Genomic DNA, 25,351 nt, shown 5'->3' with positions numbered 1-25,351 from the left:
TCTGGTCACTTGCGGCCGACAGTCTTGCGGAAGACGCCGACGAGTTCGATGTGGGCGGAATAGCGGAACTGGTCGACCGGCGTCACGCGCTCCAGCGCATAGCCACCTGCGACCAAAAGCGCCGCGTCGCGGGCAAAGCTGCCGACATCGCAGGAGACGTAAGCCACCAAAGGCACCTTCGAGGCCGCGAGCCGCTTGACCTGCGCCTCTGCGCCGGCGCGCGGCGGATCGAGCACGATGGCGTCGAACACGTTGAGCTCATGCTCCAGCAGCGGCCGGCGGAAGAGATCGCGCGCCTCGACCGTGACCGGCTTCAGCCCTTGCGTGTGGTTGGCAGCCCGGCTCAGCGCCTGGACCGCGGCCTTGTCGCTCTCGTAGGCCGAAACCTGCGCCTTTTCGGCGAGCCGAACACTGAACGGGCCGCAGCCGGCGAAGAGATCGGCGATGCGCTTCGCCTTGGGGATCGCGTCGAGCACGAGGCGCGACAGGATCGCCTCGCCCTCGGCCGTTGCTTGCAGGAAGCCGCCGGGCGCGGGTGTCACCGCCGCCTTGCCCATCAGCTGGAAGGGCGCACGCCGTTCGACGATGACCTCGCCATGCATGGACAGGCGCGCGAGATCGAGGCGTTCGGCCACCTCGGTAAGTTGCCGGCGCAAGCTGTCTCCGGCCGGTCCGTGGCCGCGAATGTCGACATCGAGGCCAGCCTCGGAAGCGGTCAACTGGATGTCGAGCGCCTTGTTCGAGGAGCGCAGCCGGTTGGCGAGATGCTGCGCCACGATCGGCGCGCGTTCCAGCCCCGGCGCCAGCACCGGGCAGGCCACGACCTCGACCAGATCGTGGGTGCCTGCCGCCATGAAGCCGACGCGCATCCCATCATCCTCGCGGCGGGCATGGAAGGTGACGCGTCTGCGGCCAACACCATGGGCATCGACCATGGGAGCGACTTCGGTTTCCAGCCCGGCGCGAGAGAGCGCCGTCACCACCTGCTGGCGCTTCCATTCGGCATAGAGCCCCTCGCCCATATGCTGCGCGGCGCAGCCACCGCAGCGGGTGAAGAGCGGGCAGATCGCGGCGATGCGCGAGGCGGAGGGCGCGAGGATCTCGACGACCTGCGCCCGGTCGCCGTCTCGCACGGCCCGCACATTCTCGCCCGGCAAGGCGAAAGGCACGAAGACCTGGCCTTCGGCCGTCTCGGCGACGCCGTCGCCGCGCTGGCCAAGCCGCGCGATCGTGAGCGTTTCATTCATGGCGAGGGCGGACATGGGGTGTTGGGCTCGTGACGTGATTGCGGGTTTGGCCTATCAGGTGACGGCAAGCAGGGAAATGGCTGGAGTTGCCTAATATGACCATCCGCAACGGCGTCGTCGAAGCGATCGGCAACACCCCCTTGATCAAATTGAAGCGCGCCTCGCAGGAAACCGGCTGCGAGATCCTCGGCAAGGCCGAGTTCATGAACCCCGGCCAGTCGGTCAAGGACCGGGCCGCGCTCGCCATTATCCGCGACGCCGAGAAGAGCGGCGCGCTGCGCCCCGGCGGCGTCATCGTCGAGGGTACGGCCGGCAATACCGGCATCGGCCTGGCTTTGGTCGGCAATGCGCTGGGCTATCGCTCGGTGATCGTCATTCCGGAGACGCAGAGCCAGGAAAAGAAGGACATGCTGCGGCTCGCCGGCGCGACGCTGGTCGAGGTGCCGGCCGTCGGTTACGTCAACCCGAACAATTACGTGAAGGTCTCCGGCCGCCTCGCCGAGGAACTGGCGAAGACTGAAGCGAACGGCGCGATCTGGGCCAACCAGTTCGACAATACCGCCAACCGCCAGGGCCATATCGAGACCACCGGGCCGGAGATCTGGCAGCAGACCGACGGCAAGGTCGACGGCTTCGTCAGCGCCGTCGGCACCGGCGGCACGCTCGCCGGCGTTGCGATCGCACTGAAGAACTTCAACCCGAAGATCAGGATCGCCCTCGCCGACCCGATGGGCGCAGCGCTCTATGCCTATTACACCACGGGCGAACTCAAGGCCGAGGGCTCCTCGATCACTGAGGGTATCGGCCAGGGCCGCATCACCAAAAACATCGAGGGCGCGCCGGTCGACGTCGCCTTCCAGATCCCGGACGAAGAGGCGATCCCGCTCTGCTTCCAGCTGCTGGAGGAAGAGGGCCTCTGCCTCGGTGGCTCCTCCGGCATCAACGTCGCCGGCGCGATCCGACTGGCGAAGGAGATGGGGCCCGGCCACACCATCGTGACCATCCTCTGCGATTACGGCACGCGCTACCAGTCGAAGCTGTTCAATCCGGAGTTCCTGCGCTCGAAGAACCTGCCTGTTCCGGGTTGGCTGGAGCGCGATGGCGGGCTGAAGGACGTGCTCACCAAGGTGATGGCCTGACACCGTGCAGCCGCAGCCGGGATCGCTCCTCTCCGAGCTGCTGAACGCGCCGATCCGGCCGGGCCGGGTCGTCTGGATCGGATTGCGACCGGCACGACGCGCGGCGATGACCAGCGTCGAGACGGCCACGGCGAGTGCGGCGGAAGGCCTTGTCGGCGATCGCTATAACGGCCGGAGCGGTTCGCGGCAGATCACGCTGATCCAGCGAGAGCATCTTGCCGCGATCGCCAGCCATCTCGGCTTGGAGCGGATCGATCCGGACCAGCTGCGCCGCAACATCGTCGTCGAACGCATCAACCTCGCGGCCCTGAAGGATCACCGCTTCCGCCTCGGCACGGCCATCCTGGCATGGACCGGCGAATGCCATCCCTGCTCACGAATGGAAGAGGCTTTCGGCCCCGGCGGCTACAACGCCGTGCGGGGCCATGGCGGCATCACGGCGCGGGTGATCGAAAGCGGGACCATCGCGCTCGGCGACAAGCTGGAGCGGCTTCCCGCAACCAGCCTGTAGCTGGCGGCGTCAGGCCGTCTGCGCGCCGGCCTCGATCGCCTCGATGTCGCCGGCGCGATCGTATTGCGCCTGATCGAGCATCCCCTGCCGCTTGGCGACGATGGTCGGCACCAGCGCCTGCCCGGCGACGTTCACCGCGGTACGGCCCATGTCGAGGATCGGGTCGATGGCGAGCAGCAAGCCGACGCCGGCGAGCGGCAGGCCGAGCGTCGACAGGGTCAGCGTCAGCATCACCGTCGCGCCGGTCAGGCCCGCGGTCGCGGCCGAGCCGATCACCGAAACGAAGGCGATCAGCACATATTCCTGGATGCCGAGCGGCACGCCGTAGAACTGCGCGACGAAGATCGCCGAGATCGCCGGGTAGATCGCGGCGCAGCCATCCATCTTGGTGGTAGCGCCGAGCGGCACGGCGAAGGCAGCGTATTCGCGGGGCACGCCGAGGCTCTTTTCGGTCACCGCCTCGGTGACCGGCAAGGTGCCGACCGAGGAGCGCGAGACGAAGGCGAGCTGGATCGCCGGCCAGGCGCCCGCGAAGAAGCGCAGCGGCGAGAGCCCGTGCAGGACGAGCAGCACCGGGTAGACGATCAGCAGCACGATGGCGAGGCCGAGATAGATCGCGAAGGCGTACCAGGAGAGCTGCTGCAGGGTCTGCCAGCCATATTGCGCGACGGCGTTGCCGAGCAGGCCGATGGTGCCGATCGGCGTCAGCCGGATCACCCACCACAGGATCTTGCGCGTGATCGCCAGCAGCGACTCGTTGAAGGAGAGGAACGCATTGGCGCGCTCGCCGACCTTCAGCGCCGCGACGCCGACGACGATCGAGATCACCAGCAGCTGCAGCACGTTGAAGCCGAGTCGCGTCGTCGCCGCGCCACCATCGATCCGGGTCGAGGCCTGCAGGCCGAGCATGTTGGCGGGAACGAGACCCTTCAGGAAGTCAAGCCAGGAGCCGACCGAGCCGGGCGCCTTGGCGCTGGCGGCGAGCACCCCGGAATTGATGCCGGGCTGGATGATCAGGCCGAGCGCGATGCCGATCAGCACGGCGATGAAGGCGGTGAGCGCGAACCAGAGCAGCGTCTGCCAGACCAGCGCAGCGGCGTTGGAAAGCTGCCGGAGATTGCTGATCGAGGCGACGATCGCGGTGAAGATCAGCGGCGGCACCAGAGCCTGCAGCAATTGCACGAAGATCGAGCCGGTGGTCGCGAGCGTCGTCGTCAGCCAGTTCGCCTGTCCGGCCGCGTCGGGGCCGATATTGCGCGCGATCCAGCCGAGCACGAGCCCGATCACCATGGCCGCCAGGACCTGGAAGCCGAAGTTCGCGTAAAATGGCTTTGCGCCGGCGGTCGCCGCGCCGGCTCGGGACGTCACTGTGGTCATGGCAAGAGCTCGTCAATCGCCGCGATGCGGCTGAACATGTCTGCCCGTTTTATAGGCGCTGTTACAGCTTCCGGAAAGCTGAAGATAACATTCACGCCGACTGTCTGAACGGTTGAAACTCGCTTCCCCATCCCAGCAATTACATCGACTCAACCCATACATTCGCAGCGTTACACAACAATAATGCGATGGAGCCGCCCTCCCTTACCAATAGCGCTTACAGATTCAAACACTGCGTCCCCAAATGAATTTGCAGCCTTATTTAAATCTGCCCCATCCTGACTGGAGCTAAATCGCTCGATGAGCTCCGCCTCTGGCACGGAAGTAGCCATTAAAAACGTTTCATATCTTCGCAAGAGCTCAACCAATGTTTCTCGCACGCGATCGTCAGACACCTCTTTTACGATATGCTCCACCCTCTGCGTGGGCGTCATCCCACACATAAGCTTGGCATCATCAGGAGATACAGTTTTCTTCTCACCAAAGACGTATAAGAGAAAAATCAATGCAGAATAACATGTCATAAGTCTACTATATTTCAGTTTATAGTTTTTTATCTTTCTCTTGATCCTCTTTTCTTCGGGTTCCCTTTCGGTTCTCGCTTCATAATTCACACAAAAAGTCCGCCAGAGTCGCAAAATATCGTTCACTAAAAAAGCAGGAGCAAAATCACTAGAATGATCTGGATAATCCCCCCAATACGCACCTATTACGGATTCGATCACCTCCTCATATATCGACACTCCAATTAATGGAGAGCTTTCTAAAAGCAAAAGGAGTCGAGCCGTAAATGTATTTGTTACATCATCCTCCGGCGTACCCAGTGATCTTGTAAGTTGATTTACGGAATAATGCTGTAAATATTTACCATCCCCGTCAAAATCCGGTATCCCCATTTGGCGGGTCTGATATATAAGATCAGCCTTTACGCAAATTTCATCGAGTCTTTTCAAACTTGGACGATCTGTTCCATCTTCCATCGATCGACTACGACCGACTATGAACAGGTCCAAATCACTGCTTGATCCAGACTCTTTCCTACCAAATGAGCCAGTGGCGTAAACACACGCTTTCTGCTCTAAAATTTTTTCGGAATTCGCAAGAGCCTCTCTCAGCTTCGCGAAACGCTCGCTGGTACTGAGGCGTCGCCGCTCAATCTCGTTCAAGGTCCACCCCACTCAAATACATTTGCAAATATTTCAGCCTGTTCGATAGCGTCGTCAACTGCGTGATGAGTATGCGCTCTTCTTGAACGCAACATTTCGGGCACCTTCGACCGACTTGACTGCGAAATTGGTATATGCGCCTTCACCGCCAGCGCAGTCTTTATGTCAAAGCATTGCGAATGACCGAACGGAGAACCTTGCATCGAAAATCTTATAAAATACCAGTATAACCACGCCCAATCAAAACTCAGAGGGTAAGCAACAAGAACCGGGCGCGCATCTCCCGCTATAGAGTTCACCCATTCGGCAGCATCTGTCATGGCGACTTCGGGCGAAACACCATTCAACATCAACCGCGTGCGATCTAAGCCATTTACCTGAAGCGCCTCTCTTTCAAAATTCTCAGAAATAGGCCTCAATTCAACGTAAAATCGCTTTGAATAATCACGAGGCCTCTGAAAATGCCGCCCATCGAACGATCCAGCATACACAAGTGCGAACGAGAGAATTGAGTATGGCCCTGGGATTGGGCCATCGGTCTCAACGTCCGCTGAAAAATATGCGTCCACCCGAGAGCTCATCTCATGAGATTGATTGGGAGCAACTTCACCGAAGCTAAATTCTTCGCGCTGACGCTCGTCGGCTAGATGGCTCATATCGTTCGACCCTACACGCGGACATTTTCGCACATCACGCTCTCCGAGGATATCCGAGTCGCACTTTCAAGACAGCGCAGAGCGTCATTTCTTATGACCTAGAATGCGCCGATGATAGGATCACCCGGCTCCCACTCCACAATTGCGCGTTCTGATAGGCACTTCATTCAGCGCAGCGGCCAGACGAAGAGGATCAGCGGCACCGCGAGCAGGATCACCAGCAGCGACAGAGGCGCGCCAAGCCTGGCATAATCGCCGAAGCGGTAGCCGCCCGGCCCCATCACCAGCGTGTTGCACTGATGGCCAATCGGGGTGAGGAAGTCGCAGGCCGCGCCGATTGCGACCGCCATCAGGAAGGCGTCGGGATTGTAGCCCAGTGTCTTGGCGAAGCCGGCACCGATCGGCGCCATCACCAGCACGGTCGCGGCATTGTTGAGGAATGGCGTCACGGCCATGGCGGCGACGAGCATCAGCCCGACCGCGCCCCAGCCCGGCAGGCCGGCGCCGACCTGCGCGAGCAAACCTGCGAAGACATCGGTCGCGCCGGTCAGGCGCAGGCTGTCGCTGACCGGGATCAGCGCCGCCAGCATCACCAGGATCGGCGCTTCGACCGACTCATAGGCATCGCGGAGTGTCAGCGCCCGCGTGACGAGCAGCGCCACGGCAGCCGCGAAGAACGCGATCGCCACCGGCAGCAGGCCGAGCGCGACGACGATGACCGTCGCGGCGACGATCGATCCGGTGACGAAGCGGCGGCGCGTGCTGCCCAGAGCAAGGCTGCGCGCCGCCAGCGGCAGCAGGCCGAGCTCGCGCAGGCGCTCGGGCAAGAGGTCCTCGTCGCCCTGCAGCAGCACGACGTCGCCGGCGCGCAGGCGGATGTCGCGCAGGCGCTCGGTGATGCGCTCGCCGGCGCGGCTGATGCCGAGCAGGTTGATGTGGAAGCGGGCGTGCAAGTCGACGTCGGCGGCGCTGAGCCCTTCGAGCAGCGAGCCCTGCGTCACGATCGCCTCACCGGTTCTGGCCGGATCGAGCGAGCCCTCGCGCTGCGTCGAGCGATGCTGGCCGACGAGCTCCAGCCCGCCATCGGCGACGACGCGCTCCAGCGCCTTGGGCTCGCCACGCAGCAGCAGGATGTCGTTGGCACGCAGGCTGGCATCGGGCAGCGGCGCCCGGCGGCGCTCGCCATCGCGCAGGATCGCCACGACCTCGACCTCGCCATCGCCCGGCTTCCTGAGATCGGCGACGGTCTTGCCGGCCAGCGGCCCCTTCTCGGGGATGCGTGCCTCGGTGACGTAGTCCTTGATGTCGACGGCCTGGTCGAGCGAACGCGAGCCCTGGCGGTCTTTCGGCAGCAGCCGATAGGCGACGCTGAGAAAGGCGCAGCCGGCGAGCGCGATGCCGATGCCGACCGGGGTGAAGTCGAACATGGCGAAAGGCTCGCCACCGAGCTCCTGCCTGACGCGCGCGACGATGACGTTCGGCGATGTACCGACCAGGGTGACGATGCCGCCGAGCAGCGAGGCGAAGGCCATCGGCATCAGGAAGACCGAGGGCGATTTTCCGTCCTTGCGGGCGAGCTGGTAGGCAATCGGCAGCATCATCGCGAGCGCGCCGATGTTCTTGATGATCGCCGACATGGCGGCGACGACGAAGACGAGGACCGCGACCTGCGCCTGCGTCGAGCGCAGTCGCGGGGAGATGCTGGCAAGCGCGGTCTCGACCAGCCCGGAGCGCGCCACTGCGGCGCTGACGATCAGGGCGCTGGCGACGATGATGACGATGTCGTCGGAAAAACCCTTGAAGGCTTCCTTGGCCGGCACGACGCCGAGCGCGACACCCGCGAGCAGCGCCAGGAGCGCGACCACGTCATAGCGCAGCTTGCCCCAGACGAAGGCCGCCATCATCGCGGCGACCAGGGAGCAAGACAGAATCTGTGGCAACGTCATCCGGGCAAGCTATCCGAAGGCCGCCGCCCCGGCACGGTCAAAGCCACTTTTTCCAGCGGAAGAACAGATAGGGCAGCACGGCGAAAAGAATCATCAGGCCGACTGCCATCGGGTAGCCGAGCTGCCATTCCAACTCGGGCATGGTCTTGAAGTTCATTCCATAGATCGAGGCGATCAGGGTCGGTGGCATCAGCGCGACCGAGACGACCGAAAACAGCTTGATGATCTTGTTTTGCTCGATGCTGACGAGGCCCAGCGTCGCGTCGAGCATGAACTGCAGCTTGCTCGACAGGAAGGTGGCGTGCTCCTCGATCGCCTGGACGTCGCGCAAGGAGGAGCGCCATTCCGGGTTGAAGCCGCCGGCCGCCTTCTTGGTGCGCTTGAAGTTGGCGGAGAGGTACAGCAGCACGCGCTCGACCGAGACCATGCTCTCGCGCACATTGGAGATGATGTGCTCGTACTGGCCGATCTTGCGCACCACCGCCTGATAAGCGCGGCCATGCTCGACATGGGCGCTGTCACCGTCGAAGATCTGGCGCGAGCGCATGTCGATGCGATCGCCGACGCCGCGCAGCACCTCGGCGGCGCGATCGACGACCGCCTCGATCAGCCCCTCGATGACGCCGGCCGGCTCGAGCTCGCAGCCGCCGGGCTTGGTGACGCGGTTCTTGAAGATGTTGAAGGCGCCGGGCTCGTCATAGCGCACCGTCACCAGCGCCTTTTCGGTCAGGATGAAGGTGACGTCGGCGAGGCGCGGGACATTGGTGTCGGACTGGCAGATGATCCGCGCCGTCATGTAATGCGCGCCGTTCTCGGCATAGATGATCTCGGACGGCTCGAGATCGTGCATCTCCTCCCGCGTCGGGATGGAGATGCCGAGATGCTGCTCGATCTTTGCGTCCTCGGGCCCGGTCGGATTGAGCAGGTCGATCCAGATCGCGCCGGACGGAATCTCGTCCTCGACGGAAAGGGTGCGCGGGACGAGCTTGTCGCCGCTCGTCTGGCAGATGCCGTGGATCAGGAGCATGGCAAGTCGTCCGGAATCGGGCGCAGCAGGGCTGCGGATTTGCGCTGCACCAACTCCAAACCTCCGGCAGTGTCAAACCGATGACGTGCTCCGGGCAACGTCGCGTTCAGCGAAGTTCACCTGTCCGGCGGACGGCCCTTTCGAGCGTGGCGGCGTGGTTAGCATAAAATCAATCGCCGCATGGGATACCGGGCGGATCGGTTTCCCTTCAGAGTTTGCCATGTTCGACGCCGCGAAGAATCTCAGCATCAAGACCATGCTCCTGACCGTGCTCGGCCTTGCCAGCGCGGCGATCGTCGCGCTCTCGTCGCAGGCGCTCTGGCAGGCCTGGACGCGCCACAGCACCGCCGTCGAGGTGTCCGCCCTCGCCGACCTGAACAAGGCCTATTTCACGGCCCTGCAGAACCTGCGCTACGAGCGCGGCAATGGCGCGAGCGCGCTGACGATGCCGACCGAGAAGAACGGCGGGATGATCGACGACGTGCTGACGCGGCGCAAGCGTCTGGACGACGCCATCGCCACGGCGCAGGGAATCGTCCGCAGCAACGGCTACGAGGTCGCCAAGACCGTCTCGCAGGAGATCGACGGCCATGTCGCGGCGCTGAAGCCTCTGCGGGCGAAGGTCGACGCCAACTGGAAGCTGCCGCTGGATGCGCGGGAGAAGGAGCTGGCCGGGGCCAGCATGGCCCAGACCGGCAAGTTCCTGACCGCGCTCGAAGCCGCCTCGGCGACGCTGGAAGAACGCATCCTCGCGCTCGACGCCAGCTTCGCCAACCTGACCTCCGTCCGCGCGATGGCCTGGGCCGCGCGCTCGCTCAGCGGATCGTCGACCATCGTCCTCAACAACGCCGTCGCGCAGGACCGGCCGCTGGACGCCAAGGAAAGCAATGGCGTCCTCGTCAACGATGCGCGCATGGAGTTCGCTTGGGGCGTGGTGAGGCAGCTCATCGGCCAGGCCAGCACCCCGCAGGCGCTCAAGGACGCGCTCACCACCGCCGAGAACACCTATTTCGGCGGCTCCTTCAAGGCGACGCGGGCCGACCTCGTCGCCAACGTGACCGGCGGGCGCAAGCCTTCGATCAACCCCGACCAATGGCGCGACCAGATCGTCGCGGCTTCCGAGACGCTTGGCGCCGTGGCGAGCCGCGCCATCGACGTCGTCTCGGATGTCGCCGACGCGAAGGCCGATGCGGCGATGCGCTCGCTCGTCGCCTACGGCCTGCTCCTGCTCGCCGCGCTGGTTCTCGCGCTGATCGGCCTCTGGCTGGTGCAAAGCCGCGTGACGCGCCCGATCACCGCCTTGACCGCCTCGATGAAGCAGCTGGCGCAGGGCGACTTCTCCGCCGAGGTCATGGACAATGGCCGCAATGACGAGATCGGCGGCATGGCCGCCGCCGTCCGGGTGTTCAAGGAGAACGGTTTGCGCGTCCAGGCGCTGGAGGCGCAGGAGCGCGCCGCCGCAGCCGAGCGGGCCGCGCGGACCGAAGCGATGGTCGCCGTGGTCAGCGATGTCGGCACGGTCGTCGCGGCTGCAGCAGCCGGCGACTTCAGTGCGCGCCTGCGTCTGGAGAGCGCCGACGCGCAGATGCAGCAGCTGGTCGACGGCATCAACCAGATCAACGCCGTGGTCGACGGCGCGACGACCGAGTTCGCCGACATCCTGGCATCGGTCTCGCAGGGCGACCTGACCCGCCGGGTCGCGACCAGCTATCAAGGCCGCTTCGCCGAGCTGAAGCACTCGGTCAACGAGACGGTCGAGCGCCTCTCGGAGACGATCGGCGGCATCCAAGCGACGACCTCGCAGGTTTCGGCCTCCGCCCGCGAGATCAAGGCGGGCGCCGATGATCTCGCCAAGCGGACCGAGGAGCAGGCCGCCTCGCTGGAGGAAACCGCCGCGACGACCGAGGAACTCGCAGCCTCCGTCAAGGCGAGCGCAAGCTCCTCGAAGGTGGCTGCATCGTCCTCCGACGAGGCCACGAACGTGGCGCAGAAGGGCGGCATGATCGTCCAGGACGCGGTCGCGGCGATGGAGCGGATCGAGGCCGCCTCGCGCAAGATCACCGACATCACCTCTGTGATCGACGGCATCGCCTTCCAGACCAATCTGCTGGCGCTCAACGCCGCCGTTGAGGCAGCCCGCGCCGGCGATGCCGGCAAGGGCTTCGCCGTGGTCGCCTCGGAGGTGCGGACGCTCGCCCAGCGCTCGGGCGAGGCCTCGAAGGACATCACCACCCTGATCCAGTCCTCGACCAGCGAGATCGAGGAAGGCGTCAAGCTCGTCCGCTCGGCCGGTGCCGTCCTCGACCAGATCGTCTCGGCCTCCCGGCAGGTCGCTGCGACCGTCGTCGAGATCTCGACGGCTGCGGGCGAGCAGGCCAACGGCATCGACGAGATGAGCCAGACCGTCGCCCATATGGACGAGATGACCCAGGCTAACGCGGCTCTCGCCGAACAAAGCGCCGCCTCGGCAGCCTCGCTCGCCGACCAGATCCACAGCCTGGATCAGCTGGTCGCGGCCTTCCGCATCGCCGGAGGCGCACGCTCGACCAACGAGCCGGAGCGCCTGCGCAACCTCGCCGCGGCCGCGATGTCGGAGACCCGCTCGGCTCCGCGCGCGCCGGCGCGGAAGGCACAACCCGCCCCCGCAGCTGCGATGCCGGCCCGCAAGGTCGCGAGCGGCGGAGCGCGGGACCGCAAGTGGGAGGAGTTCTGAGTTCCTGTAGAATTTGCGCGCTTCTCCAAGCGCGCAAATTCTACAGTCTTTCGGTATGCCGCATTTTCTTCACGCGAACCGGTTCCCACTTCGCTCGAAAATGCTCCGGCAGGCTCAGACGCCGCCCTTCACGCCCTCAGGCGGCTTGATCTCCTCGGGCACGAAGAAGTCCGGCATCAGCGGCACCGACGGATCGACCTGGTAGGGCGTGAAATCGGTGACGCCCTCGCTGGCCATGAAGTTATCGTCGATCAGGAAATTGCCCGAGAAGCCGCGCGAGGGTTTGTTGAAGACCATGTAGGCGGCGTCGGCCAGCATCTCCGGCGTACGGCTCGCCTGCACCATCTTGTCGCCGCCGAGCAGGTTCTTCACCGCAGCGGTCGCGACCGTAGTGCGCGGCCAGAGCGCGTTCACGGCGATGCCCTTCGGCGCCAGCTCGCCGGCAAGGCCGAGCACGCACAGGCTCATGCCGTATTTCGCCATGGTGTAGGCGAGGTGCGGCGCAAACCAGCGCATCTTCATATCGAGCGGCGGCGACAGCATCAGGATGTGCGGGTTCTCCGCCTTCTCCAGATGCGGGATCGCGTATTTCGAGACCATGAAGGTGCCGCGCGTGTTGATCTGGTGCATCAGATCGTAGCGCTTCATGTCGGTCATCTGGGTGTTGGTCAGCGAGATCGCGCTGGCATTGTTCACGACGATGTCGATGCCGCCAAAGGTCTCGGCGGTCTTGGCGATCGCCTCGGCGACGCTCTGCTCGTCGCGGACATCGACCATCAGCGGCAGGCACTTGCCACCGGCCGCCTCGATCTCGGCGGCGGCGGTATAGATCGTGCCTTCGAGCTTGGGATGCGGCTCGGCCGTCTTGGCGGCGATGGTGACGTTGGCGCCGTCGCGCGCCGCCTTGATGGCGATGGCGAGGCCGATGCCGCGCGATCCGCCGGTGATGAAGAGCGTCTTGCCCTTGAGCGACATGCAGGTCTCCTCCCTCATTAGTCTTGCAAAATGAACCGGTCCGGCTGGCTGCCGTCCGCATCGGTGAAGCCATAGGCGCGCGCCAGATCGGCGACGTGCAGCACCTGCCCGGCATGGCGGGCGACGTCCGGATCGCCGGCCAGCGCCGCGACCGCGCGGCCGGCATAAAGCGGCGTCTCGGTGGTCTCGTCGGCCATCCCGGCGTCGCGCACGCGCTCGGTCAGGACATGGCCAGGGGACAAGGCCAGTGCGGTGACGCCAAAGGGCTTGAGCTCCTGCGCCATCGCCAGCGTCAGCCGGTTCATCGCCGCCTTGGACAGGTCGTAGAAGACGTCGCCGAGATAGCCGCCGGCGGTGTCGAAGCTCACCGTGACGATCAGGCCCTGGCGCATCTGCACCATGGCGGGTGCGACGGCGCGCGCGAGCAGCAACTGCGCATAGACGCCGCTCTCGAAGCTCTGGCCGAGCCGCGCCACCGGGCGGCGCCAGAACGGCGCGCCGAAGGCCGAGCCATCCGGATAGCGCTCGCCATCATAGCCCTCATTGCCACCCCAGACCGCGTCGACGACGCAATCGAGCCGACCGAAACGTCGCAGCGACCAGGCGACGAGTTGGTCGACCTCGCGCTCATTGGTGTGGTCGCAGCGATAGGGCTCGCCGCGGCCGCCGGCAGCCTCGACCTCGCGGGCGGTGTCCTCGAAGGTCTCGGAGCGCTGGTCGGTGCGCGGGCCGGCTTCGCTGGAGCGGCCGGTGACGATAACGGCCGCGCCGCCCTGGCCGAGCGCCCTTGCGATGCCACGCCCGAGCCCGCGCGAGGCGCCTGCGACGAGGCAGACCTTGCCGGCAAGCGGCCTTTGCGGGCTGTTATCGGTCATGGCGATACCGCTGGCGCAATGCGAGCGGCTCCGCTAGAAGCCCCCTCCCCCGAACGGCGAGGACGATCATGGAAGCGAGCGAAGTCGCGGCCTGCTGGGAGGCCAATGCCGAAACCTGGACCCGGCAGGCGCGCGCCGGTTACGACCTCTATCGAGATGCCCAGAACACCCCGGCCTTCTTCGCCAACCTGCCCGATATCGACGGGCTGGACGGCCTCGATATCGGCTGCGGCGAGGGTTCGAACACCCGCAAGCTCGCCGAGGCCGGCGCCAGCGTCACCGCGATCGACATCGCGCCGACCTTCATCCGCCACGCGCAGGAGGCGGAGGCTGCGAACCCGCTCGGGATCGACTATCGCATCGCCGACGGCATGGCCCTGCCTTTCGCCGATGCCTCGTTCGATTTCGCCACCGCTTTCATGTCGCTGATGGACATGCCGCATCAGGACCGCGTGCTGGCCGAGGCCAAGCGGGTGCTGAAGCCGAGCGGCTTCCTGCAGTTCTCGATCCTGCATCCCTGTTTCGCCACGCCCGGCCGCAAGGTGATGCGGGACGAGGCCGGAAACGTGCTCGGCATCGAAGTGCGTGAATATTTCCGCGTCAGCGACGGCGAGATCGAGAGCTGGCGCTTCGGCGCGGCGCCGGCCGAGGAGAAGGCCAGGGTCGAGCCGTTCCGGGTTCCGCGCTTCCATCGCACGCTGAGCGACTGGGTCAACCTTCTGGTCGCCTCCGGCTTCCGGATCGAGCACATGCACGAGCCGGGTGTGGATGCTGAAACGGCCAAGGCCGTGCCCTATCTCGCCGACACCTATATCGCACCGCTCTTCCTGCACATGAGGGTGCGGAAGCCGGTCCGCCCTTGATGCGATACCGACTGCGATGATGAAGCGCGGGAGCCCTCCACCCTTGTGGGGGAGGGTTGGGAGGGGGGTGACCGGGTGAGCGTCGGATCGCCGACGATCAGCCTCACGGCTGACTACCCCCCTCTCTAGCTCTCCCCCACAAGGGGGGAGAGGACAGGTTGCGGCTCCCGCGAAGCCCCTTGCAGGATAGTGCTCCGGCAGGGAGAGTTCCGCGTTCACGCCGCGAAGACCGCAGCCGAATCCTCGACGGCGCCGGCGCCCTCGGTCACTGCCAACTCCAATGCCGTGGCTTCGCCGACATGGTGCTCGGCATAGAAGCGCGCGGTGGCGAGCGCCGCGGCGCCCTGATCCTCGCCCTGCATGGCCAGCGCCTTCTTGGCGAGACCCGTGCCACCCTGGGCAAGCGCGAACAGCTTGAGATAAGGGGTCGCGCCGGCGAGTGCGCTCGCCTGATCGATGCCCATCGTCGCCAGCATCCATTCGGTGGCGCGTTCGAGCGAGTCGACGGCAGCGCCGAGCCGCGCCGCGCTATGGCCGAAGCCGGGCGTATTGGCCTCGCGCACCTGGGCGACCACGCCGCGCATCTCGCCGATCAGCGCCTTGACCGCATCGCCATTGGAAAGCGGCAGCTTGCGCAGCACGAGGTCGATCGCCTGGATGCCGTTGGTGCCCTCGTAGATCGTGGCGATGCGGGCATCGCGCAGATGCTGGGCCGCGCCGGTCTCCTCGACATAGCCCATGCCGCCATGGATCTGGACGCCGGTGGACGCGACCTCGACGCCGATATCGGTGGCATAGGCCTTGGCGACCGGCGTCAGCAGCGCGGCACGCTCGGCCGCCGCCTTGCGCTTGCCCTCGTCGGCCTCGCGATGCGAGCGGTCGAGCAATGCGGCCAGCAGCAGCGAGAGCGTGCGTGCGGCCTGCGTCTTGGCGCGCATCTCCATCAGCATGCGGCGGATGTCGGGATGGACGATGATCGGGCTCATCGGCGCGCCCTTCGGCGCATCGAGCGCCGTGCCTTGCTTGCGCTCCTGCGCGAACGAAAGCGCCTGCTGATAGGCGCGCTCGGCGATGGCGACGCCCTGCACCGCGACGTTGAGGCGGGCATTGTTCATCATCGTGAACATGCAGGCGAGGCCGCGATTCTCCTCGCCGATCAGCCAGCCGATCGCGCCGCCCTCGTCGCCATAGCTCATCGCGCAGGTCGGCGAAGCATGGATGCCGAGCTTGTGTTCGACGCCGGTGCAGCGGACATCGTTGCGCTTGCCGAGCGAGCCGTCGGCATTGACCAGGAATTTCGGCACGAGGAAGAGCGAGATGCCGCGCGTGCCGGGAGGGGCGTCGGGCAGGCGGGCGAGGACGAGGTGGACGATGTTGTCCGTCATCTCGTGATCGCCATAGGTAATGAAGATCTTCTGGCCGCTGATGCGATAGGTGCCGTCACCGGCGCGCTCGGCCTTGGAACGCAGCGCGTTCAGGTCCGAGCCGGCCTGCGGCTCCGTCAGGTTCATCGTGCCCATCCACTCGCCGGAGACGAGCTTGGCGAGATAGGTCTCCTTCAGATAATCGGAGCCATGGGCATGCAGCGCCTCGATCGCGCCAACGGTCAGCAGCGGGCCGAGCGCAAAGGCGAAGGCGGCCGAATTCCACATCTCGGTGCAGGCCGACTGCACCAGCGTCGGCAAAGCCTGGCCGCCATAGGCCTCCGGCCCCGGCAGCGCGTTCCAGCCACCCTGCGCCCAGGCGTGATAAGCTTCTTTCCAGCCCGGCGGGGTGACGACCGTGCCGTCCTTGAGCTTGGAACCGACGCGATCGCCGACAACATTCAGGGGCGCGAGGACATCGCCGGCGAACTTCGCGGCTTCCTCAAGCACGGCCTCGGTGACGCCATCCGCGAGCTCCGGTGCGAGCCCCTCGTCGATGAGGGCATCGAGCCCGGCGACATGGCGCATCGTTGCCAGGATATCCTCGACCGGAGCACGGTACGACATCGCTTACCTCCCTCGGCGCCCGCGCAGCATGGCTGGGCATTCGTCTCGTTGCGTTGACGGCGATGCTAGCCGCGAACTATGCGCTTGCCCACGCGCCAGATGGCGCGGTCTCGCACATGCCATCCCGGCATTGTTATAGTTTACATATGAACTTTCAAGAGCGACCGTGACAGGATCCCGCCAGACCCAGCGCCTTTCCGCCGATGAGCCCGGCATCGCCGCCGCCGCGGAGCTGCTGCGCGCCGGCAAGCTGGTCGCGCTGCCGACCGAGACGGTCTACGGGCTTGCCGCCGACGCCAGCGACGACCGCGCCGTCGCCTCGATCTACGCCGCCAAGGACCGGCCGAGCTTCAACCCGCTGATCTCGCATCTGCCGGATGTCGACGCCGCCCGGCGCCAGGGCCTGTTCGATGCGCCGGCGCTGGCGCTGGCGAAAGCGTTCTGGCCGGGGCCGCTGACGCTGGTCGTGCCGGCCTCCGGCAGCTGTACTGTCTGCAGCCTCGCCCGCGCCGGGCTCGACAGCGTCGCGCTGCGGGTGCCGTCGCATCCGGTGGCGCGCGCCGTGCTGCGGGCGGCGGGCCGGCCGATCGCGGCGCCCTCCGCCAATCGCTCTGGACGCATCAGCCCGACGCAGGCGGATCATGTCCTCGCCGATCTCGACGGCCGCATCGACGCCGTGCTCGACGCCGGACCGACGGCGGTCGGGGTCGAATCCAGCATCGTCGCCTGCCTCGGCGGCGCGCCGCGCCTGCTCCGGCCGGGCGGTGTCCCCCGGGCGGCGCTGGAAGCGGCGATCGGGCAAGCCCTCGTCATCGTCGAGGAGGGCGGCGCAGCCCCGATCGCTCCCGGACTGCTCGCCTCGCATTATGCGCCGCGCGCCGCCGTCAGGCTCGATGCGGAGGCACCACGACCGGGCGAAGCCTGGCTCGGCTTCGGGCGCGAGCCTAGTGGCTCCGCCCTGCCCGCGCTCGCCTTCAACCTGAGCCCGTCAGGCGATCTGACCGAGGCGGCCGCCAATCTCTTCGCCGCGATGCGCCGGCTCGACGATCAGCGCCCGGCGACGATCGCTGTGGCGTCGATCCCGGTGCACGGTCTCGGCGAAGCGATCAACGACCGACTGCGCCGCGCCGCCGCGCCGCGCTGAAATCGGCATTATCGCCGGACATCCGCTTGCAATTCCGCAAGATACGGCAATGCTGCACGCGGAGTTGCCGGAGAGTGGCCATTGTCGATATCGAAGCTCGCCTGGGATGATTTCCGCCTGATCAAGGCGATCGCCGATGCTGGCGGGCTGACCGGAGCGGCCGCGGCGCTCAACGTCAATCATTCGACAGTGTTCCGCCGGCTCGGCCAGATCGAGGAACAGCTCGGCCACGCTCTCTTCGAGCGCCGCAAGACCGGTTATGTCGCGACCTCGGCCGGCGAGGAGATGACCACGCTGGCCTCGCGCATCGACGACGACGTCACCGCCTTCGGACGCCGGCTGGCGGGGCGCGATCTCGCCCCCTCCGGCGACTTGCGGGTCACCACCACCGATACGCTCTATCTGCATGTGCTGCTGCCGATCTTCGCAGCGTTCCGGGCGGCGCATCCGTTGATCCGGCTCGACATCGTCATGGCCAGCCAGACGCTCAACCTCTCGCGGCGCGACGCCGACGTCGCCATCCGCGCCAGCGATTCACCGGGCGAAACGCTGGTCGGCCGCCGCCTCGCCAATCTGAACTGGGCCGTCTATGCCCGCGCCGACGCGCCGGCAACCGAGGCCGAGGCGCATGAGCCGAAGCTGCTGTTCCGGCGCGACTGGGTCGCGCTTGGCGACCCGCTCGGCTATGTCAAGGCCGCCCGCTATGTCCGCGATCATGTCCCGGCCGAACGGATCGCGCTGCGTTCCTCGGCCGTGCTCGGGCTGACGGAAGCTGTCGAGCAGGGGATGGGCATCGGCCCTCTGCCCTGCTTCATCGCCGACCAGCGACCGGGGCTCGTCCGCCTGCTGCCGCCGGACCCGGACTTCTCCACCGGGCTGTGGATCCTGACCCACCCCGACATCAGGCATGCGCCACGCGTGCGCGCCTTCATGGACTTCGTCGGCGGCGAGCTGGCGAAGCGGAAGGCGCAGCTTGAAGGCGCCGGTTGATCCTCAGCCGATCTCGACGACGACGCGGCCGCGCACCTTGCCGTCGAGCAGAGCGCGGCCGGTCTCGACCACATCCTCCAGCGGGATCGTCGTCGTCATCGCCGCGAGCTTGTCGCGGTCGAGATCGCGCGCAAGCCGTGCCCAGGCTTCGAGCCGGCGCGGCTTCGGGCACATCACCGAGTCGATGCCGAGCAGTGCGACGCCGCGCAGGATGAAGGGCGCGACCGAGGCCGGCAGGTCCATGCCCTGCGCCAGGCCGCAGGCGGCGATAGCGCCACCATACTTCGTCATCGACAGCACATTGGCGAGCGTATGCGAGCCGACGGCGTCGACGCCGGCGATCCAGCGCTCCTTGCCGAGCGGGCGGCCGGGGCCGGAGAGTTCGTTGCGGTCGATGATCTCGGCCGCGCCGAGGCCCTTGAGGTAATCCGCCTCCTCGGGACGGCCAGTCGAGGCAATCACATGCCAGCCGGCCTTGGCGAGCAGCGCGGTCGCGACCGAGCCGACGCCGCCGGCGGCGCCGGTGACGACGACAGGTCCGTCGGCGGACTTCACGCCGTAACGCTCCAGCGCGAGCAGGCTGAGCATGGCGGTGTAGCCGGCGGTGCCGATCGCCATTGCCTCGGCCGGCGTCATGCCCTCGGGCAGCGGCACCAGCCAGTCGCCCTTGACCCGGCTCTTCTGGGCATAGGCGCCCAGATGCGTCTCGCCCGTGCCCCAGCCATTGAGGATGACGAGATCGCCGGGCTTGAATGCGGGATTGTCGGAACTCTCGACCCGGCCGGCGAAATCGATGCCGGGGATCATCGGCCAGCGCCGCACCACCGGGGCGCGGCCAGTGATGGCGAGCCCGTCCTTGTAGTTCAGCGTCGAATGGGTGACGCGGACGGTGACGTCGCCTTCCATCAGGTCGGCTTCGGCGAACTCGCCGAAGGCGACGCTGGTGCCGGCTTCGCCCTTGCTGGCGATGAGGGCCTTGAAGGTCGACATGAACTCACTCCCCGGAAGCTATCGAACTTTCCCTAGGAGTGACCCGCCCGGCCGCCGCCCGCAAGCGCGGCGAGCGTGCATCTTTGGTCAGGCCGGCTGCGGCACGGCGCGCCCCACCGGCTTCTCGACGATCGGCAGGTTGATCAGCGCCGAGGCGACGCCGAGCGCGACCGAGAGCCACCAGACGATCGTATAGGAGCCGAACTGCTCATAGAGGATGCCGCCGAGCAGCACCCCGAGGAAGCCGCCGACCTGATGCGAGAAGAAGGCGAAGCCGTAGAGCATCGCCATGTACTTGGTGCCGAACATCAGCATGACCAGCGCCGAGGTCGGCGGAACCGTCGAGAGCCAGAACACGCCGATGACGATGCCGAAGGCGATCGCGGTCATCGAACTCGGCGGCAAGAGGATGAAGGCGGCGATGGCGACGGCGCGGCCGAGATAGATCCAGGCAAGCAGATGGCGCTTGGGCATGCGCGCCGTCAGCCAGCCGGAGCCGAGCGAGCCGACCGCATTGGCGAGGCCGATCGCGGCCAAGGTCCAGCCGCCGACCCAGGCCGGCAGGCCGGTGTCCTTGAGATAGGCCGGCATGTGCACGGTGATGAAGGCGAGCTGGAAGCCGCAGGTGAAGAACCCCAGCACAAGCAGGACATAGGAGCGGTGCTTGAAGGCCTCGGCCAATGCCTGCGCGATGCTCTGGTTGGGGGCGGCGACAGCGCCGGGCGCTGCAGCCGGCTGCTTTGAGCCCCGCATCGCCAGCATCACCGAGAGCGGCAGTATCGGCAGCAAGGTGAAGGCGAAGACGATCAGCGCCTGCTGCCAGCCCAGCGTCTCGATCAGGATGTTGCCGATCGGCGGGAACAGGAACTGGCCGAAGGAACCGGCGGCGGTGCCGGCGCCGAAGGCGAGCGGACGCCATTGCTCGGGCAGGAGCTTGCCGAAGGCGGCGAGGATCAGGTTGAAGGAACAGGCGGAGAGGCCAAAGCCGATCAGCACGCCGGCGCCGAGATGCAGCTGCAACGGCGTCGAGGCGTAGGACATCATGACGAGGCCGGCGGCATAGAGCAGCGCGCCGGCGCAGAGCACGCGCACCATGCCGAAGCGATCGGCGATCGCGCCGGCGAAGGGCGCTCCCAGGCCCCAGAGCAGGTTCTGGATCGCCAGCGCGAGGCTGAACGTGTCGCGCCCCCAGCCGTACTGCGAAATCATCGGGAGCTGGAACAGGCCGGCGCTGGCGCGCGGGCCGAAGCTGATCAGCGCGATCAGGCAGCCGGCGGCAACGATGATCTCCGGCGCGTAGCCGCGCTTGGCGGTTGCGGTCATGACAGGCTCCGGAGCGGGAATCGTGTGTCTGCACGATAGGGTGCGCAACCGGAGCATGCCAACGCGTTTCCGTTACGTTGCACATCACAACATTGCATGGAGAAGCGCCGCCATTGCCGCCACAGGCTGACCGCACCGATACGACATAAGAGGCCGGACAGACTGATCGCAGGGAGCCAAGCCATGACCGCAGCGAGCAACGACCGCCGCATCGATTATGTCGAATTCGTCGTCACCGACATCCCGCGCGCCCGCGCCTTCTACGAAAAGGCCTTCGGCTGGACGATGACGGAGTACGGCCCAGAGTATTGCGCCTTCGCCGATGGCCGGCTGGAGGGCGGCTTCACGACGATCGGCACGGTGAGACCCGGCGGCCCGCTGGTGGTCATCTATGCCGACGATCTCGCCGCCGTGCAGAAGAGCGTCGAGGCTGCCGGCGGCGAGATCGTCAAGCCGGCCTTCGATTTCCCAGGCGGCCGGCGCTTCCACTTCGCCGACCCGGACGGCTACGAGCTCGCGGTCTGGACGAGGGCCTGACCTGCAGAATTCGCCGGCAAACAGCGCGATTTTCTGCTATGATCGCCTCTGCAATCGTGGAGGCGACCAATGCGTGCCGTCATGGAGTTGCTTGCTGCCTACAGCTCGTGGCTGTCCCGGATGCTTCTGGTGACGCCGGAGTTCATCACCAAAGATCGACGGGGCAACCTGCCGCCGCCCTCCGGCGGCATCGGAGCCTATTGACGATCGCTGCCCGCCTTCGCGACGGGCAGCATCCGCGCCTGGGCTACTTGCCCCAGCGCAAGGCGAGCGGATCGAGTTCGCGCGCGAGCTCGAGCAGGCCTTCGCGCGTCTGCGGATGCAGCGGCGTCAGCGGGTGGCGGACGGCATCCGACTTGATCACGCCGCCCGCCTTCATCACCGCCTTGGCCGAGCGCAGGCCGCATTGCCGGTTCTCGTAGTTGATGATCGGCAGCACGCGGGCATAGAGCGCCGCCGCCTGCTTGCGGTCGCCCGCGGCATGGGCGGCGAGGATCGGCTTGATCAAATCGGGGATCATCGCCGAGGTCATCGTGCCGGTCGCGCCAGCGTCGAGATCGGCCATCAGCGTGATCGCCTCCTCGCCATCAAACGGACCGACGATGGCGTCGCCGCCAGCCTCGATCAGCGCGCGCAGCTTGCCGGCGGTGCCTGGCTGCTCGATCTTGAAATAGCGGACGAGCGGCACCTCCCTGTTGAGCCTGACCATGAAGGGCACGGTCATGGTCACGCCGGAGAGCGGAGCGTCCTGCAGGATGATCGGGATACCGCAGGCGTCGGCGACGATCTTGAAGTGCTCGATCATGCCCTGCTCGTCGGCCTTGAGCAGCGCGCCGTGATAGGGCGGCATCATCATCAGCATCCTGGCGCCGGCATCAGCCGCGGCCTTGGCACGCTGGGCGGCGATGCGGGTCGAGAAATGCGAGGTGGTGACGCAGACCGGCACGCGGCCGGCGACCTGCTCGATCGAAAGCCGCATGACCTCGTCGCGCTCGGCGTCGGTCAAAAGGAACTGCTCGGAGAAATTGGCGAGGATGCAGATGCCGTCGACGCCCTGGTCGACCATCAGGTCCATGACCCGGCGGTTGCCGTCATGGTCGACGTCCCCGTTCTCGTGGAAGATCGTCGGCGCGATCGGGATGATGCCCTTGTAGGGTTCGCTCATGGCAAGGCCTCGGCTGTTCGTGGCTGGAGGTGGGTGGAATTCATTGCGCCTGCCCATCGCCGGCTTCGACGAGCTCGGCCCGGTAGATGGCGAGGTCCTCGGGCGAGAAGCAGCAGAAGGTGATGGCGTCGAAATCGGGCTTGGCTTTCAGGGCCGACGCGACCATCGCCACGGCGATCTTCGCGGCGGCCGTGATCGGATAGCCGTAGACGCCGGTGCTGATGCTCGGGAAAGCGATGCTGCGCACACCCGCGCCAGCCGCGACCGCGAGGGAGCGGCGGTAGCAGGAGGCGAGCAGCGCCGCCTCGCTCTGGCCGCCACCTTGCCAGACCGGCCCGACCGTGTGGATGACGAAGCGCGCCGGCAGGCGATAGCCCTTCGTCAGCTTGGCGTCGCCGGTCTGGCAGCCGCCGAGCCTGCGGCATTCCTGCAGGAGCTCCGGCCCAGCCGCCCGATGGATGGCGCCGTCGACGCCGCCCCCGCCCAGCAGCGAGTTGTTGGCGGCATTGACGATTGCGTCGACGGCAAGCGTCGTGATGTCGGCCTGGATGGCGCGCAGTCTCGATCCTGTCATCGGCGATCCGCCTTCGGCTCGGTTCTGGACGGCTCACCATAGCGTCGGCATCCAGGCTCCGGCAGTGCGTCTGGCTCACGCCTTGGCTGCGCGGGCCGTCACCAGCTTGCGGATGCCGCGCCTTGTCGAGCCGATCAGCGGGAAGAGCAGCAGCGCCAGGCCGATCGCCATCAAGCTCGCCACCAGCGGGTTCGACCAGAAGATCGAGAGCGAGCCCTGGCTGAAGATCATCGACTGGCGGAAGGCGTCCTCCGCCTTGTCGCCGATGACCATGGCGAGCACCAAAGGCGCGATCGGATAGTCGAGCTTCTTGAAGAGATAGCCGACGATACCGAAGGCGAGTGCCAGCCAGATGTCGAACTCCTTGTTGCCGACTGTATAGGCGCCGATGAAGCAGACCACGACGATCGCCGGCCCGATGATCGAGAACGGGATGCGCAGGATCGAGGCGAAGAGCGGCACGGTCGCCAGCACGACGATGACCGCGACGACGTTGCCGAGATACATCGAGGCGATCAGGCCCCAGACGAAGTCGGGCCGCTCGACGAAGAGCATCGGGCCGGGATTGAGGCCCCAGATCATCAGGCCGCCCATCATCACCGCGGCGGTGGCCGAGCCGGGGATGCCGAGCGCCAGCATCGGCAGCATGGCGGCGGAGCCGGCGGCGTGGTCGGCCGTCTCGGGCGAGATCACGCCCTCGGGCTCGCCCTTGCCGAACTTCTCCGGATTGCGCGAGGAGCGCTTGGCCATGGCGTAGCTCATGAAGGAGGCCGCGGTCGGGCCGCCCGGCGTGATGCCCATCCAGATGCCGATGATGCTGGAGCGCAGCAGCGCCAGCCAGTAGCGCGGCAGCTTCAGCGCGGTGGCGAGCACATCGCGTGGATGCACCTTGGCCTTCACCCCTTCGAAGCGCAGCCCGTCTTCCATCGTCTGCAGGAGTTCGCCGAGGCCGAACAGGCCGATCACGGCGATGAGGAAGCTGACGCCGGCGAGCAGGACATCGAACTCATAGGTCAGACGGACACTGCCCGAGACGGAATCCATGCCGATCGAGGCGAAGGTGAACCCCATCGCCATCGAGACTATGGTCTTCAGCGGCGAGGCGCCGCCGAGGCCCACGAAGCTGGCGAAGGTCATGAAATAGACGGCGAAATACTCCGGCGAGGAGAATTTCAGCGCGAAGCGCGCGACCCAACCCGAGAGCAGCGTGATCAGGATGACACCGGCCATGGCGCCGAAGCCGGCCGAGAGGAAGGCGAAGGAGAGCGCTTCGGTCGCCCTGCCCTGCTTGGCCATCGGGTGGCCGTCGAAGGTGGTGGCGACCGAGGAGGGCTCGCCGGGGATGTTGAACAGGATCGAGGTGGTCGAGCCGCCGAAGAGCGCGCCCCAGTAGAGCGAGGTCAGGAGGATGATCGCCGAGACCGGGTCCATCGAGAAGGTCAGCGGCAGCATCAGCGAGACGCCGTTGGGCGCGCCCAGGCCCGGCAGCACGCCGACCAGAATGCCGAGCAGCACGCCGGCGAACATCAGCGCGACGTGATGGGTGGTCAGCGCGACCTCGAAGCCGTGGAGGAGCGAGGCGAAGTTTTCCATGGGATGGCTCCGGCTCGCTGGATCAGAGCCCGAGCATCGCCTCGACCGGCCCCTTGAGCAGGCCGACCTGGGCGAATTTCTCGAGGCCGAAATAGAAGAAGGCGGCGGTGCCGAAAGCCGTCGCGAGCGAAGGCAGCCAGCCATAGCGGCCCTGGAAGCGCATCGCGAAGACGAGGTAGAGCAGCATCGCGACATACATGCCGAGCGTGACGCTCAGCACGACGAAGGCGAGCATCGGCAGGAAGAAGGAGAGGACGCGCTTGCCCTGCTCCCTGTCGAGGAAGATGTCGGCGAGCGCCGCCGAGCCACCCATGCGCCGGCCGATCGTGGTCACGATCGTGCCCGCGCTGGCGAGCGCGATCAGCAGGCCGCAATAGAATGGGAAGGCACCGGGCTGCGGGCCGGAGGAATCCCAGCCGACACCAAACTCACGGGCACCGCTGACGATGACGAGGCCGAAGGCGAGCGTCGCCAGCGCTGTCGCGATCTCGGCCTGGAAACGGCTGATCATCGGCGCTCCTCCCGAATTCAAACACTGTTCTGAACGAT

The 25,351-nt window shown here is 66.2% G+C and carries 23 protein-coding genes; 8 read left to right on the top strand and 15 right to left on the bottom strand.

The genetic code is table 11. The annotated features are described in order from the left end of the window. Window positions 1-5: 5 nt before the first annotated feature. Window positions 6-1,262: a class I SAM-dependent RNA methyltransferase gene (locus VGV58_RS08205; RefSeq protein ID WP_326873477.1), complete on the bottom strand. Its 1,257-nt coding sequence runs from the start codon at window positions 1,260-1,262 to the stop codon at window positions 6-8. Window positions 1,263-1,342: 80 nt separating this feature from the next. Here VGV58_RS08205 and VGV58_RS08200 point away from each other — a divergent pair, with 80 nt between their 5' ends. Next, window positions 1,343-2,386, top strand: coding sequence for a cysteine synthase A (locus VGV58_RS08200; RefSeq protein ID WP_326873476.1), 1,044 nt, complete (start codon window positions 1,343-1,345; stop codon window positions 2,384-2,386). Between the two features lie 4 nt (window positions 2,387-2,390). Next, window positions 2,391-2,897: an MOSC domain-containing protein gene (locus VGV58_RS08195; RefSeq protein ID WP_326873475.1), complete on the top strand. Its 507-nt coding sequence runs from the start codon at window positions 2,391-2,393 to the stop codon at window positions 2,895-2,897. 9 nt (window positions 2,898-2,906) lie between these two features. On the opposite strand, the gene VGV58_RS08190 is transcribed toward VGV58_RS08195, so the two are convergent. The 5 genes from VGV58_RS08190 to VGV58_RS08170 form a co-directional block, all read right to left on the bottom strand. After that, entirely contained in the window at window positions 2,907-4,274 is a 1,368-nt protein-coding gene (locus VGV58_RS08190) for a dicarboxylate/amino acid:cation symporter (protein ID WP_326873474.1), read from the bottom strand. 170 nt (window positions 4,275-4,444) lie between these two features. Continuing rightward, window positions 4,445-5,440 (bottom strand): nucleotidyltransferase domain-containing protein, encoded by a 996-nt coding sequence (locus tag VGV58_RS08185; protein ID WP_326873473.1) that lies wholly within the window; start codon window positions 5,438-5,440, stop codon window positions 4,445-4,447. Further along, window positions 5,437-6,096, bottom strand: a complete 660-nt coding sequence (locus tag VGV58_RS08180) for a 3'-5' exonuclease (protein ID WP_326873472.1) — start codon at window positions 6,094-6,096, stop codon at window positions 5,437-5,439. The genes VGV58_RS08185 and VGV58_RS08180 overlap by 4 nt, the downstream gene beginning before the upstream one ends. Window positions 6,097-6,263: 167 nt before the next feature. Continuing rightward, entirely contained in the window at window positions 6,264-8,042 is a 1,779-nt protein-coding gene (locus VGV58_RS08175; RefSeq protein ID WP_326873471.1) for an SLC13 family permease, read from the bottom strand. A 37-nt stretch (window positions 8,043-8,079) separates the two neighbouring features. Beyond that, the gene (locus VGV58_RS08170; protein ID WP_326873470.1) at window positions 8,080-9,069 is read right to left on the bottom strand and encodes a magnesium transporter CorA family protein; all 990 of its coding nucleotides are present in this window, start codon (window positions 9,067-9,069) and stop codon (window positions 8,080-8,082) included. Window positions 9,070-9,289: 220 nt separating this feature from the next. Here VGV58_RS08170 and VGV58_RS08165 point away from each other — a divergent pair, with 220 nt between their 5' ends. Further along, complete coding sequence (locus VGV58_RS08165; protein ID WP_326873469.1) at window positions 9,290-11,782, top strand: methyl-accepting chemotaxis protein; 2,493 nt, start codon at window positions 9,290-9,292, stop codon at window positions 11,780-11,782. 114 nt (window positions 11,783-11,896) lie between these two features. Here the strand turns inward: VGV58_RS08165 and VGV58_RS08160 are convergent, their stop codons facing one another. Both VGV58_RS08160 and VGV58_RS08155 read right to left on the bottom strand, forming a co-directional pair. Continuing rightward, a complete protein-coding gene (locus tag VGV58_RS08160) occupies window positions 11,897-12,757 on the bottom strand; it encodes an SDR family oxidoreductase (RefSeq protein WP_326873468.1) in 861 nt (286 codons plus the stop codon). Window positions 12,758-12,774: 17 nt separating this feature from the next. Further along, window positions 12,775-13,632 (bottom strand): SDR family NAD(P)-dependent oxidoreductase, encoded by an 858-nt coding sequence (locus VGV58_RS08155; RefSeq protein ID WP_326873467.1) that lies wholly within the window; start codon window positions 13,630-13,632, stop codon window positions 12,775-12,777. Between the two features lie 68 nt (window positions 13,633-13,700). On the opposite strand from VGV58_RS08155, the gene VGV58_RS08150 reads away from it, so the two are divergent. Next, the gene (locus VGV58_RS08150; protein WP_326873466.1) at window positions 13,701-14,495 is read left to right on the top strand and encodes a class I SAM-dependent methyltransferase; all 795 of its coding nucleotides are present in this window, start codon (window positions 13,701-13,703) and stop codon (window positions 14,493-14,495) included. Between the two features lie 215 nt (window positions 14,496-14,710). Here the strand turns inward: VGV58_RS08150 and VGV58_RS08145 are convergent, their stop codons facing one another. Next, a complete protein-coding gene (locus tag VGV58_RS08145; RefSeq protein WP_326873465.1) occupies window positions 14,711-16,486 on the bottom strand; it encodes an acyl-CoA dehydrogenase in 1,776 nt (591 codons plus the stop codon). A 166-nt stretch (window positions 16,487-16,652) separates the two neighbouring features. On the opposite strand from VGV58_RS08145, the gene VGV58_RS08140 reads away from it, so the two are divergent. After that, window positions 16,653-17,630 carry an L-threonylcarbamoyladenylate synthase gene (locus tag VGV58_RS08140; protein ID WP_326873464.1) on the top strand — a complete coding sequence of 326 codons (978 nt, stop codon included), beginning with the start codon at window positions 16,653-16,655 and terminating at the stop codon, window positions 17,628-17,630. Window positions 17,631-17,711: 81 nt separating this feature from the next. Further along, a complete protein-coding gene (locus VGV58_RS08135; RefSeq protein WP_326873463.1) occupies window positions 17,712-18,620 on the top strand; it encodes a LysR family transcriptional regulator in 909 nt (302 codons plus the stop codon). A 3-nt stretch (window positions 18,621-18,623) separates the two neighbouring features. On the opposite strand, the gene acuI is transcribed toward VGV58_RS08135, so the two are convergent. After that, entirely contained in the window at window positions 18,624-19,610 is a 987-nt protein-coding gene (acuI, locus tag VGV58_RS08130) for an acrylyl-CoA reductase (NADPH) (protein ID WP_326873462.1), read from the bottom strand. 87 nt (window positions 19,611-19,697) lie between these two features. Then, complete coding sequence (locus tag VGV58_RS08125; RefSeq protein WP_326873461.1) at window positions 19,698-20,933, bottom strand: MFS transporter; 1,236 nt, start codon at window positions 20,931-20,933, stop codon at window positions 19,698-19,700. 183 nt (window positions 20,934-21,116) lie between these two features. Here VGV58_RS08125 and VGV58_RS08120 point away from each other — a divergent pair, with 183 nt between their 5' ends. Together VGV58_RS08120 and VGV58_RS08115 are read left to right on the top strand one after the other, a co-directional pair. After that, complete coding sequence (locus tag VGV58_RS08120) at window positions 21,117-21,470, top strand: VOC family protein (RefSeq protein WP_326873460.1); 354 nt, start codon at window positions 21,117-21,119, stop codon at window positions 21,468-21,470. A 69-nt stretch (window positions 21,471-21,539) separates the two neighbouring features. After that, complete coding sequence (locus VGV58_RS08115) at window positions 21,540-21,674, top strand: hypothetical protein (RefSeq protein WP_326873459.1); 135 nt, start codon at window positions 21,540-21,542, stop codon at window positions 21,672-21,674. Window positions 21,675-21,717: 43 nt separating this feature from the next. On the opposite strand, the gene VGV58_RS08110 is transcribed toward VGV58_RS08115, so the two are convergent. The 4 genes from VGV58_RS08110 to VGV58_RS08095 form a co-directional block, all read right to left on the bottom strand. Then, complete coding sequence (locus VGV58_RS08110; protein ID WP_326873458.1) at window positions 21,718-22,635, bottom strand: dihydrodipicolinate synthase family protein; 918 nt, start codon at window positions 22,633-22,635, stop codon at window positions 21,718-21,720. Between the two features lie 40 nt (window positions 22,636-22,675). Continuing rightward, window positions 22,676-23,209 (bottom strand): O-acetyl-ADP-ribose deacetylase, encoded by a 534-nt coding sequence (locus VGV58_RS08105; protein ID WP_326873457.1) that lies wholly within the window; start codon window positions 23,207-23,209, stop codon window positions 22,676-22,678. 75 nt (window positions 23,210-23,284) lie between these two features. Further along, window positions 23,285-24,802, bottom strand: a complete 1,518-nt coding sequence (locus VGV58_RS08100; RefSeq protein WP_326873456.1) for a tripartite tricarboxylate transporter permease — start codon at window positions 24,800-24,802, stop codon at window positions 23,285-23,287. A gap of 22 nt (window positions 24,803-24,824) precedes the next feature. Continuing rightward, window positions 24,825-25,313 carry a tripartite tricarboxylate transporter TctB family protein gene (locus VGV58_RS08095; RefSeq protein ID WP_326873455.1) on the bottom strand — a complete coding sequence of 163 codons (489 nt, stop codon included), beginning with the start codon at window positions 25,311-25,313 and terminating at the stop codon, window positions 24,825-24,827. Between the last annotated feature and the right edge of the window lie 38 nt (window positions 25,314-25,351).

Origin of the sequence: Allobosea sp., from assembly GCF_035944895.1 — a bacterium.
GTDB lineage: Bacteria > Pseudomonadota > Alphaproteobacteria > Rhizobiales > Beijerinckiaceae > Allobosea.
Note: the sequence above shows the minus strand (reverse complement) of the source record. Positions and strands in the feature narration are given on the sequence as shown.